The organism is [Clostridium] hylemonae DSM 15053 (genome assembly GCF_008281175.1).
Taxonomy (GTDB): domain Bacteria; phylum Bacillota; class Clostridia; order Lachnospirales; family Lachnospiraceae; genus Extibacter; species Extibacter hylemonae.
In genome coordinates this window covers 161,472-176,278 of record NZ_CP036524.1, presented here as the reverse complement: position 1 = coordinate 176,278, position 14,807 = coordinate 161,472, and the positions used below count along the sequence as shown (strand labels likewise).

The window sequence follows — 14,807 nt, the reverse complement described above, 5'->3', positions numbered from 1 at the left end:
TCCTGGCATCTTCCCTTTACAGGGTCATCTGACTGATCTGTCATACGGGAGTTCTCTTGTGCAACGCCGGTTCCCCGTCCCGGTCATTTTTTTCTTCTCCGCTTCTTGTATACCGCAATGCCTGCGGCACTTCCGGCCGCCGTGGCCGATAAAAGGAAGACCGTACGTTTTTTCACGCTGCCGTGATCCGTCTTTCCTGCCGCTTCCCCTGTACTTCTCTGTTCAGGTACAAGCCTTTGTCTGACTGGATTTATAATTTTATCAAGTATGGTTTCCTTCTTCACAACCTTAAATCCCACGTCTGTCTCAGCGCGGTTTCCGGCCCTGTCACACGCTCTGACAAGCACGATATGTTCTCCATATTCCTGAACCGTATACTGATAGACTTTACTGCGCGGATTTACCGCCTGCTTTTCTCCGTCCAACCATATCCCTTCTATCGTATCGTTGCCATCTTTTACTGTCACTTTAAAGGTACACTCTTCCTCGTACGTTTCTCCTTCTTTCACATCTTCAAAAAGTATCTCAGGAGGAGTCCTGTCTATCAGAAACCGTGCCTGGGCCGCCGCCTCATTCCCCGCCGCGTCTACGGCCTTGATCCTGAGTGTGTGCACTCCCTCAGTCTTCACTTTTTTCCCCGGGGTATAGATTTTTCCGTCCAGTCTTATCTCGTAGACATACGATGTAAAGTCTTTGATCGCTTCTTCCATCGGATGCTCCCACTGAAATTCTCTCATGACACGGTTGTCCAGTTCATCTACATACCGGATGACAGGATTCTTTTTGTCTATGATGATCTGTGCGGTCTGGCTCCTTGAAAATCCGGCCTTATCCGAAGCCGTGAGCTCCATTTTATATATTCCGTCCTCGCTCAGCTGCCGGCGCATGTCACTGACTCTTCCATCGCTCTCCCATTTATTTCCCGTCAGTTCCTCGAGTTCCCCCTCAGGACTCTCCCTGACTATCTTTGCGGAAGCAGAACTTAACACGTTGTCATCCTCCGCCTGGAAATGAACCTCTGCCGGACGGCTCGTTATCATATAATTGTCAATACCCTGGATGGCGGTTTCCGGGGGCGTGCCGTCAATATAAAGCTTCCTCGTCACTTCCTTCTTGTTTCCAGCTCTGTCAGCAACAGCAACTGTGACGGAAACTCCATTTCCCTTAACGGATGTCTGGCTGATCTGGAACGCTGCCTGAGAGTTGGAAGTCGTGCCGAGCAGCTGTTTACCGGCATATACTGATATCTGCTCCACCTGACTTCCTTTGTCCCCGTCATCTCCTTTTACGTTGAGCATAACCTGTTTCTGGTACCATGCATCCAGTCCCCGCGGCGCCCGAAGCTGAATATCAGGCGGCGCCGTATCTATATACAACTCTTTACTGTATTCGGAATCCTCTGCCTGTACTCCCTCTTCATCTTCCATCCAGACATATATGCTGTTGCCGCCGTCCTTAAACTGATCCGGCCCGATACAGACCCGGTCTCCGCTTTCTTTCAGCTCTCCCTCAGCCGTACCGCCTTCACTGTCCGTAAAACGGTACTTTGTGATTCCATACTCACTTACGTGGATAAGCTCTATCTTGGGGGCTGTCACATAATATCCGTTTTTTCCGTCCGGAGCGGGACATTTAAACTCATATTTTTCCACCGGCCTGTCCGGTCTCTCCGGAGGTTCGGGCCCGTCCGGCTCTTTTGGCCCGTCCGGTTCCTCCGGCTCTATTGTTCCTTCTGTCCCGTCCTTATCCTCCGTCCCCAAAACGCTCTTTGGCTCCTTATCCGTATCTACCGCCAGACTCTTTGAAACTTGTGAGTATCCAATGACCATCACTGTAAGCATTATTATGATCACAACTGTTATCTCTCTTATCTTCCGACCCATACTTCTTCCCCTTCCACCCTGATATCATATTCTCTCTGCAGCTTCTTGAACTCTTCCAGCCCAGTCAGCTTTGGCATACTCTTTATGTATTCTCTTATCGTCTCCTCACATACTTCTCTTCCAACCGAAGTGTCCATACACTGAAGGCGGATATATAAAAGCCGGAGTTTTGCCGATTCCTGCAGTTCATCGATACCTTTTCTGCAGCACTCCCAGGCTTTCTCCCGATCACCTGTGCCTTCCCACATTAGCGTCATTTTCATGTACAGCTCCTCTCTTTTCTCATTCCCGTCCTCATGTTCAAGTACCTTTTCATACATGGAGGCAGCTTCCCTCTTTTTATCCATTCCTTCATAGGACAGCGCCACAGCTTCCATTATTTCTTTATCCGCTTCTTTGGCACCCCCCTTCTCACCCCCAAGCCTGAGATATATTTCTCCCAGCCTCACGATTTCCTCACCCGCTTCTTCTGTATCCAGTAATGTATAACCTTTTATCAGTCCCTTAAGGCACACCTCTTCTCTGCCGGCCGGTATATTTTTCTCCGCGCGTATGAGCGCCTCCTCCAGTTTCCGGCTCTCCGCGGCAGCCGTATCTTTTTCCAGACTTCTTGCAATGGCGGCGTAGCAGTCTGCGCCGTACCGGCTTATCTCTTCAAGATATCCGGCCGCTTTAGCGTATTCTTCAAGCTCCAGAAGACAGACCATACCCATGTCAAATTTCAAAAGGTCACTGTCATCAGTCTCTTCTTTTTCCTCTTTACCTCTGGGGGAAGCGTCACTGACGCCGGCGTTCTGCCGCCCGGCGCCGGCAAGGCCGCCGGAATAGACCTTTGCTTTTATTACCGCAGCCGCGAGTATTAAAATCACTGCCGCTGCGAGCACTTTACTTCTTCTTTGGAACTGTGTTTTTTTCATTCTTTCTGCTGGAAAATGTTTTTGAATTTCTTCGACTTTTTGATATGCATGTTTTGACTGTCTGTTCAGACATCTGGAAATGATTTTTCTTAACTTTTGTTCTTCTCTTTTTGTGAGCGGAGGATCCGGCTCCGTGACTGCCAGTATATACTGCCATGTTCTTCCAAGGCCATATATGTCAAGCGCTTCACTCGCTTTACGGTATATATGCTCTTTGGGCGGCAGAAAATTTTCCCGCACAGCCTTTCTCTGCATCTTTCTTATAAGGATCTCGCTGGACTTTGCTCCCGCATCGAGCAGGTACAGTTTCTCTTCGCTGCTTACGATAACGCTGTACGGATTGACATACTGATAGCACGGCCTGCCCCGCAGCCTGTGAAACAGGGCCAGCTGCCTCATAATCTCGTACATCCACGAAAACAGTTGTTTCTTTGGGACATTGGGATGATACTTCAGCCATTGAATCAGAACACTGCCCTGTACGAATTCTGAACTGACATAACAGGAGCGGTTATGCTCAATGAGGCGAAGTACATCAAAGCCCTCTGATGCCATAAAACCACCTCTTTTATTCTTTTTTTGCTTTACTTGGAATGATCCGGCAATATCCGGCTGGAAATGAAAATGTTGAATAAGAATACTCAGATACTTTAGAGTGATATATATGATAACTGATTCCGGGCAAAAACACAAGCCCCCTTTTCTATTTTTATTTCTGTCTCAGTAGACAAAAAAGGGGCAGTCGGGAAATCCCGATTTTTAAACTCTAAATCTTAAAATACGAATCTCTCATAGAAATCAGCATTTTTAGTACCCGATATTCTGTGAGAGATTCGTATTTTTTCTTTTCTGTAGATATTTTAGCGCGCAAAAACCCCTTGACTGCATTTTTGAAAGTACACTTTTTCTAAGCAGCATTTTCTTCCGTTTTTCCTTCAAATTTTTTGATCTTATCATGAAGAAAACGATGATATTTGTTCAGGTTTCGACCAATGGCATACAGCATGAATTCTTTATACACCTTCTCCGATGTTCGGTAGTTGAATCTTCGGAAGCTATCGTTTTCTTTGATATCCCCAAAATGTCCTTCTGTTTGAATGGAACGAATCTGGCGGTTTAGGATCCCTTTCTCACTCTGTATGTTTGCATGGGATTCCTCTTTCAATGTTTCCCATTGTTCATTGATCTTCATGATTTTATTTTTCTCTGTATCTTTTTCAGTGTTATATTTATATAAACATTTGGCTTTGTGTTCACAACCACTGCAGTCTGCACATCCATATACCTCAAAAGTTTGTGTATATCCTGCCTGTTCTTTCGTCTCTGTGCGGATATGATGCAGCTCTCTTCCAGCATGACAAACATAATACAGTTCATTTTCAAACACTTGCATTTTCATTTTGTAATACTTTCCAATATCTTCTGTATAAGCACGTGTTTTCCGCTTTTCATGATCCTGCAGTTTAATGTAACTGGATATTTTATTTTCCTTTAAATACAGCAGATTCTTCTCACTGCAATAACCACTGTCTGCCGTCACATCTTCTAAGATCTCCCCGAATGCACTTTTATGCTTTTCCAAAACGGGGATGAGTGTGTTATAATCTGTCCGGTCATTGCTCACATATGCATGGACAATGAAATAATTCTCTACTGCGATCTGAATATTATATGCTGCTTTTAACTGTCCGTTCAGCATGTGGTCGTCTTTCATTCTCATAAAGGTGGCTTCTAAATCTGTTTTAGAATAACTGTTCCTATCCTTTCCCATGATCTCAAAGCACTCTTTGTATCCCATAAGGCGGTCGCCGCAGATTTCTAATTCGTCATAAAGCTGTTGGATTTCTGCTCTTTTCTTTCCTTTTCCGTAAACAAACTCGATCTGTTCCTTCTCTGCGATCTGTGCCAGGTTTTTCTGGAGTTTCAAGCTCTCTAACGGAGAACAGTTATCGATTTCAATGTTCGTATTGTTAGACAGCTTTTTATGTTTTGTCAGTTTTCGTTTCCGATTCTTTTCAATGACATCTCTTACCTTATCCATCCCTTCGATCACAAACATATGTGCATGAGGAATGTCATATTTCGTACCATACTCATTTTCATCGATCAATACGTTATACTTCTGATACAACGAATCAATCGTATCCAATAGCCCTGCAAGATGATAGTTGATCGTCCCTCTCCACACAAAAGTATAGCGGTTTGCATTGGCTTCTATTTTCGTACCATCAATAAAAAGTTCTTTCAATGTGATGAATCCTTCTTTTTGCAAGCGGCGAAGGAATTGATGATTCAACTCATCCAAAACATCAGCCGTCAGTTTTTTTGTTTTTAAATTCATAAAAAGCATCCCGTTTTGGTCTCTGCCCTTTGGTAAGCCAGATAAACGCAAGGTCTCTTTCACACAATTCTACAATACGGTCAACAGCTCTTACCCCACGCATATTTGCATAAGTAACTACAGCATACATCATAATTGGGTTATATCCGATTCTTCCCTTATCTGAACAATTGGCTAACAAGCCAGAAAAATCTAATTCCTCCATCACTTTTTTCAGGGTATAGACTGGATCGTCGTCGGGTAAACACAATTCGAAGAAACTAAAGTTGATTTTCTGTTGCCCAATTTCAAAAAATTCGTTATAATATTTATTGTTTAGCATAGTTACATTATAACATGTAACGGAGAGAAAGATGGTTGTCGTTAGCCATCTTTTTCTCTTTTTATGAAAAAATTTTAGGGGAAGGTGTGGCTCGTATGAGTCACACCTTCCCCTGTTTGGAACTATCTATTTCCCGATAGCCCCCTTCCTATTTCCCGTTCTTCTATTTTTCTTTATATCTCTTTCTTCCCGTCAGCACGGCTGTTCCCGCAGCCATCGCCATGAGCACTATCCAAAAACCGGAGGCAGCGTTATCACCTGTCTTAACCGCGCCAGTCTGGCCAGACGGTGTGTTCTTGTCCGTATTGGGATTTAGAACCAGCTTTTTATCATCGACTGTATAGGATTTTGTAATTGTTCCGGTATAATTTCCTTTGAAGGTAATTGTCACTGTAACCTTGTTGCCGTCCTGCTTCTTTGTCACATCGTAGTCTTTGCCTTGTACCAAAACCTTTTTGCCGTCCATCAGAGTCAACTCATCAAGGTTGGTATCGGCGGATATTTCCGGAATTTTGATTTGATTGTCTGTCTCCATATTTTTTGGCATTATCGTGAATTTTACAATTGTATCCAGTCCTGTATATCCATGTTCAGCAGCTACACTGACTTTCATATACCAGATTCCGGCAGCTGTAGGAACCTCTTTACTGAAGGTTCCGTCCTTTGAATCGCTGTAGGTAAAAGTGGCTGTACCATACGCCGCGTGGCCAGCCGGTGTGCTGGCAGTATCCCCATATGTCCAATCCAAAATCGACGGGAACACGGTCCAGTTGTTTTGTTCCAGTGATACAGTTACTGATAATACCTTTTCCACATAATGTCCTGAAGCATCATAGTCTGTTACACCCATATAGTCATAATTGGAATCATCGACCGTAAGGCGAGCCTTATAACCGTTATTGCCGATTGCCAAAGTCTGACTGTCATCCTCCCATGCCCAGCCGGATGGAAGCTTAACTGTGGACAGCAAGTCACCCTGTATACCGCTGAGGTTATCCGGAAGCGTAATTGCCGGAGCATTTGCTTTGGTAATCTTAAAATCGATAATCTTTTCTAACCCTGTATAATTGTCTGTCCCGGCAACCGCCGCTTTCACATACCATGTGCCCGCCGCTGTCGGAACATCTTCCTTGAAGGTTTCGGTCCGGGAATTGCTGTAGGTATAAGAAACTGTTCCAAATCTCGGAGTTGCCGATGGTGTATTCGCTGGCGTTCCATAAACCCAGTCGCCGATTGCAAGTCCGCTGGTCCAGTTGTTGTCCGCTTGCCAAATCATAAATTCCTTTGGCGAAGAGTCCGCGGCCTTATAATCGTCATCCGCGGCCACATGGGCCGTCACTCTGTAATATCCTGCGTCTGTCGGAGTGCCTGAGATTTTCTCCCATGACACGCCCCCTTTTTGTTGCTTTTCCCAGATATAGGTTACGGCTCCGGTGCTTCCAGTCTTTGTAACAGCTGGTGCACTGCTGACTGCGGTTCCATCATAAGTCTTATCCAAATCGTTGGCAGTAATTTTGATGCTGCTTTCCTCTTTTTGAAACACCTTCAATTTGACATCTAATGTCACTGAATCGTCATTGTTACTGTAAATACCGCAATCATAAGAATACTCAATAGGATCTTCATCGTTATATTCGCTTACAATTCCGGTAGTTGAATCGTACTTCGCGCCATTTTTAACTGTTATTTTCGCAGGATCGATTCCTGTGAATTTATCTGTAATCTTAAAGGTCTTCGCTTTCTCTTTCAATTTAATCGAAGATGGCTCTGGCTTTTCCAACGTCTTTAATTTTGATAAAGCATTCGTTCCTATCTTCAGATACGCAAGCGGCGTATCCTTGCACTTCAATTCTTCTAAGACCGTACAATTGCTGACATCAAGGCTTTTGATTTCTGTGTTGTAGCACCGCAAATAGATTAATGCCGTATTCTTGCTGACATCCAGACTTTCGATTGCTGTCTCGTGGCAATCCAAGCCTTTTAAGATTGTATTTGCGCTTACATCCAGAGTCTTCAGGTTTGTACTGGAGCAATTCAAAGCGGTCAATTTTTTATTTTGACTGATATCCAGACTTTCGATTCCTGTGTTGTAGCACGATATCGCATCCAACTCCGTGTTGCTGCTGGTATCCAGACTCGTAATACCCAGATTATTGTATAAGTACACCCCTTTTAATATCTTATTATCTTTGATGTTCAGCTCTGTGAGGCCTGCGCCGCCGCAGGTCAATATTTCCAAGGCCGTAAAATATTTCAGTCCCTCCAATGATTTCAAATTCGGATTATCCTGAATCCATATTCGGTCTACGGCTGCAATTTCAGTCTCTGACAGGGCGCCATTCCCATCCTTATCAATTTTCAATGTATCCTTTAGGTATGTTCTGAATGCGTCGTCCGGAAAATGGACCTTATCAAATGGGATTTCATCAGCAGGCGGGGCCGGCACGTCTGTTTTCGCGGCTGATTTATTCGGTTGCGGCGTTACGCTTACGCTGATATCCCGGAAAACGTCGCTGTCTATTACCTCAATGGGAGTAGTGTCCTTGACTTCTATTGTATATCCCGGCTTCGCCACGGTAACCTCATAGGTTCCCTCTGGCACATAGACGCTGTAACTGCCATTTGTCAGAACCGTGTCAAAGGATTGTCCGCCGCCGGCGAGAGTCACCACCGCCCCGTCTACATCGTAGCCGTTCGTATCGGTTACCGTGCCGCTCACCATGATTTCGTCTGCCGTCTCCTCCGCCAAAACGGTAAAGTTCGATGACAGAAGCGTCAGTGTGATTGCCAAAAATGCCGCCAGTCGTTTCTTTCGTTTCATTCTTCTATATACCTCTCTTCCCTTGCGCTTTTCTATACACTCATGTGATGATGTTGGGGTCAAAAAGTCTTTTGCCCCCTCTGATGTCTACGGATTTAATCTTAGCAAAAAAACAGAGGACGAAAAAAGAGGGGCTTCCTATTTGGCAGGAAACTGCCCCTAACTGGTAAGGATTGCCCTTGATTTGCCCCACTCCTTGCTGGTATGCTGATAGAAAAGGAGGTATTTTTCTTGAATTACATAAAATCAAACTGGAAAATAGTGCTGCTCCCTTTTTATGCACTCTTCATCTTTTTGGCGTTTACTTTCATGCGCTCCTATACAGTTACAGACGCAGACAGGCTGTTCCTCACGCCTACATTTGAGGATTCTAATGGCTGGGATATCTATAAAATGGAAAACGGTACAAAAAAAGAGGCCTCTGTTCAGGAGCTTTTTGACAGTTCCGGTGAGACGTTCTATCTTTCCCGTGTATTGGATAAAGGCATGGAGCGGGCCGGATATACCGTACTGGAATTGGATGGCACAACTTGGCAGGAGAGCGTCTTTTTAGACGGAGAGCTTCTCTATACCGTCAATCCGGGTCTGGACAACCGCATCGGCTTCGTGGAATTCCCGAAAGAATATGAAGGGCTTCCGGGGATGGGTGAGTATGTACGCCTGACACTGCCCCCGGATTATGCAGGAAAGACATTGACAATCGCCGCCGCGTTCAACACTACGGTAGACTACCGCGGACTGCCTATGGTCCGTCTGTCCAGCGAGAACATTCTGACACAGATGCTTGTCAGTGACGCGAACCGGATTGCCATGCCTGCCGCGGCTTATATGGCGGCTGCCCTCCTGCTGTTAGGACTCTTCTTTTACAACTGGTATCACGGGCAAAAGTCATATTCCATCCTGCTGTTGACAGCAGCGGCCTTAATACAGTCACTGCGTGTCCTGCTGAACTTTGAGTTCTATTTCAGCTCTCATTTTTCACTCAATTTTATACCGGTAGGGCTGCTTATCCCTTTATCGCTGGAATTGCCAATCCTGTACCTGCTCCTACAGATGAAACGCTGGAAGAAATGGTATGCGCCGTTTATACTAGCGCCGCTTGTACTGTCGCTTGCAGCCCACCTCATGCCAGATTCCTCTTTCGCTTCTTCGTGTGATACATTACTGTATCTTCCTCTGCTGGCATTGTGTGTGTTTGCCGTTTTAGAATGGAAGGATAAGAATGCGGTCTTTCGCCTGTTCACACCGGCCTTATTTGCGGTTATTGTCGTTGGCATCACAGCCGCTTCATACCTTATGCTGACTGGGCACGGGGATTCCGTTTTTGTAAGTATGCTCCGTTTCCCGACTGTCATGCTGTATGAAGCCTTTCAGTTTTACGGCGGTATCCTGCTGCTCCTTGGCGGAGGAGTCAGTTTTATTCAGGCTGTGCATAAGGCGGCGGACACACAGAGTGAGCTGTCTGTGATATCGGCAAAAAATGAGCTGATTCAAGAGAACATTCAGAGTATTCAAGAAAGCAGTACCGAGATTGCGGGCATGCGCCATGATATGCTGCGCCATCTGCACACAATGCTGGATTTGAGCCACGCGGGAAATGCCGAGCGGTTACAGCGTTATCTCGAAGAACTGACGAAAGAAACAGAAACCATCCCGCCGTTAAGAGTGTGCCAGCATCCTGTTGTCAACGCTCTTGTGACGCGGGCTCTTGCCAAAGCAAAAAGAGAACGTATCCAAATGAATCTACACGTGGAAGTGCCCGCAGATATTTCTATCCCAGACGCAGACTTGTGTACTCTGCTGATGAATATGCTAGACAACGCTATAGAGGCGCTGTCTCTGCTCCCCGGAAAAAAGGAGCGGGTACTCGAACTGACTATGCACGTGCGCGGACGCTATCTGTTTGTTGAAACTATGAACCCTTGTGATGGCACTGCCCTGACAGACAAAGAAACAGGGCTTTTCCGAAGCATGAAAGGCGCCGGGCACGGATATGGCATGAAAACCATGTCGGATATTGCGAAAAAATACCAAAGCAAGCTTCAGATAAAACAGGAAGACGATACCGTCACCGTCCGTACCGCCCTCCTCATGCCCGACGTAACATGTCCTATACAATAAAAAACACTGCCCTTTCCTTCGGATGGAAATGGCAGTGTTTTAAATTGTGTCAGATTTTCAAAAAAGCAAAATATTTCTCAAAGAACTGGTCATAACAGCGGCGGCTTATGGGAAACGTCCTTTCATTGTCCATGAGCACGTCCATGCGCTGTATCTCCCTGACATGGCTCAGGTTAATGATGTAACTGTTGTGGGACTGGCAGAAACCAAATGCGGGAAGCTGCGGTTTCAAGGCAGAAAGTGCGCCGTTCCAGTCGCGGAAGCTGTCGCCAAGCCATATTCTTGTGCGGTGCTGGGTGGATTCCAGCGCATAAATATCCGGAAACGGGATGAATACCTGCCTGCCCTCTATCTTAAGGGAAAGCCTTGTCCCCGCATAACTTCTGAGGTAGTCCGCCATAAGAATAGTTTCAAACTTTTTAAAATCCACTGGTTTTAGCAGATACCAAAGGGGCTGCGTGTCAAAACAGTCAAATACATAGTCACGGTAGGCCGTAATGTAGACAATACTGCACGTAACCTGCTGTTTCCGCAAAGTCCTTGCCAGCTCTATCCCGTTTTCATCGGAAAGCTCGATGTCCAAAAGCAGAATGTTCCAGCAGTTTATGTCCTCCGGCATTCTGCGCTGCATCGACGCCGCCCCGCTGAATACATCGATTTCAAAATCCCGGCCGCGCGTCAGGCCGTTTTCAGTCATAATCTCTTCTGTTTTCCGGTTCAGATGATGGAGGAACTGCTCATCATCATCACAAATCGCAATACGGTACATCCCTTCCCCGCCTCCCAATGATAACTACTTTTTTAGGTGAAGTATATCATTTTTCAGCCGTTAAGACAATGCGATCCTAGATTCTTTCCCACTTTATTCCCGCAGAGTCGCCCGAATCAGTTCCTCATTGGAAAGCGCTGACAGCTCTTTCACTTTATCAAAATCCAATCCCAGAGCCTCTGTCATGCGGGTTCCGTATTCCACGTCCGCAAGATAACAGTGTACGGCATGGCGGTACTTAATGTTCTCTGTCACCGGCGCTATATTATTCGCCGTATTTTCAATAAGAACCGCTCTCTTTTCCTCTGTCATCACCCGGTACAAATCTCCGCCCGCGCGGAAGTTGTCGTCCGTCGGGTCGTCCTTCGGATCATACGCATACAGTGCACCGGACAAATCAAGCGGCGGTTCCATCACGTCTGGCTGTGCCGCCCAGTCCCCCGCGCTGTTCGGCGTATAGGCCGGCCTTCCGCCGTAGTTGCCGTCCACACGCATGGCCCCGTCCCGGTGATAATCATTGACCTCGCAGCGCGCTTTGTTTACCGGAATCTGATTGTAGTTGATGCCCAGCCTGTAGCGCTGCGCGTCCCCGTAGACAAACAGCCTTCCCTGCAGGAATTTATCCGGCGAGAATCCAATACCGGGCACCACATGGGCCGGTGTGAACGCCGCCTGTTCTACCTCTGCAAAGTAGTTTTCCGGATTCCTGTTCAATTCCAAAACTCCCACTTCGTGGAGCTGAAACTCCTTGTGGCGCCATATTTTTGTAATGTCGAACGGATTTTCATAGTGCTTCAATGCCTGTTCCTCCGTCATAATCTGTACATACAACGTCCATCTCGGATACTCTCCCTTTTCAATGGATTCGTACAAATCACGCCCATGGCTTTCCCGGTCCACGGCTATAAGCTCGGCAGCTTCTTTATCACTTAAGTTCTTAATCCCCTGCTGGGTGCGGAAATGGAACTTACACCACACACGTTTATTCTCTGCATTGTAAAAACTAAAGGTGTGCTCTCCGTAAAAATGCATATGGCGGAAGGATGCAGGAATTCCCCGGTCAGACATCACAACGGTGGTCTGATGGAAGGTCTCGGGAAGCAGTGTCCAAAAATCCCAGTTATTCTGCGCAGAGCGCATTCCGGTACGCGGGTCTCTTTTAACTGCACGGTTCAAATCCGGAAAATTATGTACGTCCCTGAGGAAGAAGGTCGGGGTGTTATTGCCTACCAAGTCCCAATTCCCTTCCTCGGTGTAAAATTTACATGCAACGCCTCTGATGTCCCGTTCTGCGTCCGCAGCTCCACGCTCTCCTGCCACCGTGGAAAAACGGACAAACACTTCCGTTTCTTTCCCCGGCTCAAACACCTTTGCTCTCGTCCACTCTGTAATATCATGCGTCACTTTGAATGTTCCATAAGCTCCCCAGCCTTTGGCATGCATCCTCCGCTCTGGAATCACTTCTCTGTCAAAATGCGCAAGCTTTTCTAAAAGCCATACATCCTGCATCGCAACCGGGCCCCTCGGACCTGCTGTCAACGAATTTTCATTTTCAGCTACCGGCGCCCCTACTTCATTTGTAAGTTTCTTAACCTCCATGTATCCATCCTCCTTCTTAATAATGATTATCATTTTTAATTACTATCATCATTATATCTTTTCCGACAAGTCAAGTCAATAATGGTTATTTTTCTGTCAATTATTTTTTCCAATTAATAGATTGTAGAATTGTTTGACATTAGCGTAGGAGAATAATAAAATGAACCTGATAAAAATGAAATTGAGGAGAATATTATGAAAAAGAATGCGGCACCGATATTTTTTATATATGGCATTATTGCGGGAATACTATGCCGCCTGACAGATTTTTGTCCGGCGGACAGCATTTGGTGTTTTTCATCCGTCGCCACACTTTTTGGATTTTGGATTATCTGTATTGTAATTATCGTTTTGAAAAGCACTTCTAATTTAAGCTCAGGAATTAACACATTTTTATATATGTTTGGGATGACACTGAGCTTTTATGTATTGAAATATATACTGGGATTGCTCTCACCAGCATTTGATAATGATGAATTTCAAACAAATCTTTTTATTTTATATTCGGTTCTTTCGCTTGGCTGCGGCATAGGCGCTTACATATTGTATTGGTGGAATAAGGAAATAAAAGGAAATGCCGTTCTGTATGCATTACCCATTGGGGCCTTGCTGGCAGAGACAATAGGCGTACTAATCTACTTTATGAATAATAAGGTATTTCTATTTCAACTTTTGATGGATATAATCGCTTTCGTCACACTGGGAGCAATGTTTTATAAAAGGGTAAAAAGTAAAGTAATATATACTGCTGCCATATTTGTCATCACTTTTACAGTATATATGATTGTATACAGACCGTTTTTGACGTAAAGTTATGAGTAGCAGATTTTCCATTTTTATGTCACAATAGAAAGCAGAAAGAAAAGCTGGAGGTTATTATGAAATATGTAAATTATCCCGGAACTGATAAGCAGGTATCAGTAGTGGGATTCGGGGGTCTGCGGTTTGACCTTGATAAAACCGATGAAGAGAACGCTGACATGATACTGTATGCCTACGATAAGGGAATCAATTATTTTGACACCGCTCCCGGATACTGTGATGACAGGAGCGAGAAAATATTCGGTATCGCGTTCCGGAAGCTTTTGGCAGAAGGAAAGACGGACTTTTACGTCTCCACAAAAAGCAAGCCGAAAATGTGCCCGACAAAGGAACTGGCAATCGCTTCCGTGAAACGCTCTCTGGAAATCATGGGGATTCCGAAAATCCACTTTTACCATGTATGGTGTATCCGGAAAATGGAACATTATGAGCTGTCCATGGCAGAAGGCGGACAGTACGAAGGATTGAAGTGGTGTCAGGAACAGGGTCTTATCGACCATATCTGCTTCTCCTCCCACCAGCCGGGCGAGGAAGTGGTACAAGTGCTGGATGCCCACACTTTTACAGGCGTAACTATGGGGATTAACCTGCTTAATTTTCCATACCGCTGGAAGGGTGTAGAATATGCTTACCAAAAAGGCTATGGCGTCGTGGCTATGAACCCGCTCTGCGGTGGTACAATCCCGGCTCATGAAAAAGAGCTGGCCTTTCTTGCCGAACCCGGGGAGACCGTGACACAGGCGGCTCTGCGCTTCAATATTGCCAGTCCCGAAATCACAATTTCTTTGATTGGGTTCAGCCGCAAGAGCGATATCGATGAAGCATGTGAGATGGCGGACCATGCAGTACCGTTTCGGGCATCCGACTTGGAGCGTATCAAGGAAAAGTTCCATGGGGCCACAAAGGAAATATGTACCGGCTGCGGGTACTGCCGTGTGTGCCCAAAGGGAATCAATATTCCTGCCTATATGCTGCTGTATAACGAAAAGCAGATGTTTCATAAGACGGATGAAGAGATGATCGATATGGTGTATGGGCTGGAGTATTATAACTACAGCGCCAACACGAAGGGGAGGGCCGGGGACTGTATCAAGTGCAGGAAATGTGAGCAGGAGTGTACCCAGCACCTCGGAATCGTGCGGCGGCTGGAGGAGATTGCCGGCTGGGAGAGCCAGACGGAGGATACGGTTACGGTGTAATTATTGTTCTGTC

At 45.7% G+C, this 14,807-nt stretch carries 8 protein-coding genes and 1 pseudogene; 3 read left to right on the top strand and 6 right to left on the bottom strand.

Going from position 1 to position 14,807, the window contains the following annotated elements:
* Positions 1 to 83: 83 nt before the first annotated feature.
* The 4 genes and pseudogenes from LAJLEIBI_RS00845 to LAJLEIBI_RS00830 form a co-directional block, all read right to left on the bottom strand.
* Entirely contained in the window at positions 84 to 1,883 is a 1,800-nt protein-coding gene (locus LAJLEIBI_RS00845) for a hypothetical protein (protein WP_006444455.1), read from the bottom strand.
* The gene (locus LAJLEIBI_RS00840; protein ID WP_040435807.1) at positions 1,868 to 3,355 is read right to left on the bottom strand and encodes a serine/threonine-protein kinase; all 1,488 of its coding nucleotides are present in this window, start codon (positions 3,353 to 3,355) and stop codon (positions 1,868 to 1,870) included. Before LAJLEIBI_RS00840 ends, LAJLEIBI_RS00845 begins: the two co-directional genes overlap by 16 nt.
* 352 nt (positions 3,356 to 3,707) lie before the next feature.
* A pseudogene (locus LAJLEIBI_RS00835) lies at positions 3,708 to 5,463 on the bottom strand (IS1182 family transposase).
* Between the two features lie 163 nt (positions 5,464 to 5,626).
* Positions 5,627 to 8,284, bottom strand: a complete 2,658-nt coding sequence (locus tag LAJLEIBI_RS00830; RefSeq protein ID WP_006444459.1) for a carboxypeptidase regulatory-like domain-containing protein — start codon at positions 8,282 to 8,284, stop codon at positions 5,627 to 5,629.
* 231 nt (positions 8,285 to 8,515) lie between these two features.
* Here LAJLEIBI_RS00830 and LAJLEIBI_RS00825 point away from each other — a divergent pair, with 231 nt between their 5' ends.
* Positions 8,516 to 10,405: a sensor histidine kinase gene (locus LAJLEIBI_RS00825; protein ID WP_040435808.1), complete on the top strand. Its 1,890-nt coding sequence runs from the start codon at positions 8,516 to 8,518 to the stop codon at positions 10,403 to 10,405.
* A 49-nt stretch (positions 10,406 to 10,454) separates the two neighbouring features.
* On the opposite strand, the gene LAJLEIBI_RS00820 is transcribed toward LAJLEIBI_RS00825, so the two are convergent.
* Positions 10,455 to 11,174: a LytR/AlgR family response regulator transcription factor gene (locus LAJLEIBI_RS00820; protein WP_006444461.1), complete on the bottom strand. Its 720-nt coding sequence runs from the start codon at positions 11,172 to 11,174 to the stop codon at positions 10,455 to 10,457.
* 93 nt (positions 11,175 to 11,267) lie between these two features.
* The gene (locus LAJLEIBI_RS00815; protein WP_040435809.1) at positions 11,268 to 12,773 is read right to left on the bottom strand and encodes a catalase; all 1,506 of its coding nucleotides are present in this window, start codon (positions 12,771 to 12,773) and stop codon (positions 11,268 to 11,270) included.
* Positions 12,774 to 12,968: 195 nt separating this feature from the next.
* Here LAJLEIBI_RS00815 and LAJLEIBI_RS00810 point away from each other — a divergent pair, with 195 nt between their 5' ends.
* Both LAJLEIBI_RS00810 and LAJLEIBI_RS00805 read left to right on the top strand, forming a co-directional pair.
* Complete coding sequence (locus tag LAJLEIBI_RS00810) at positions 12,969 to 13,583, top strand: hypothetical protein (RefSeq protein WP_006444463.1); 615 nt, start codon at positions 12,969 to 12,971, stop codon at positions 13,581 to 13,583.
* A 68-nt stretch (positions 13,584 to 13,651) separates the two neighbouring features.
* Positions 13,652 to 14,794: an aldo/keto reductase gene (locus LAJLEIBI_RS00805; protein ID WP_006444464.1), complete on the top strand. Its 1,143-nt coding sequence runs from the start codon at positions 13,652 to 13,654 to the stop codon at positions 14,792 to 14,794.
* The last annotated feature ends 13 nt before the right edge of the window (positions 14,795 to 14,807 follow it).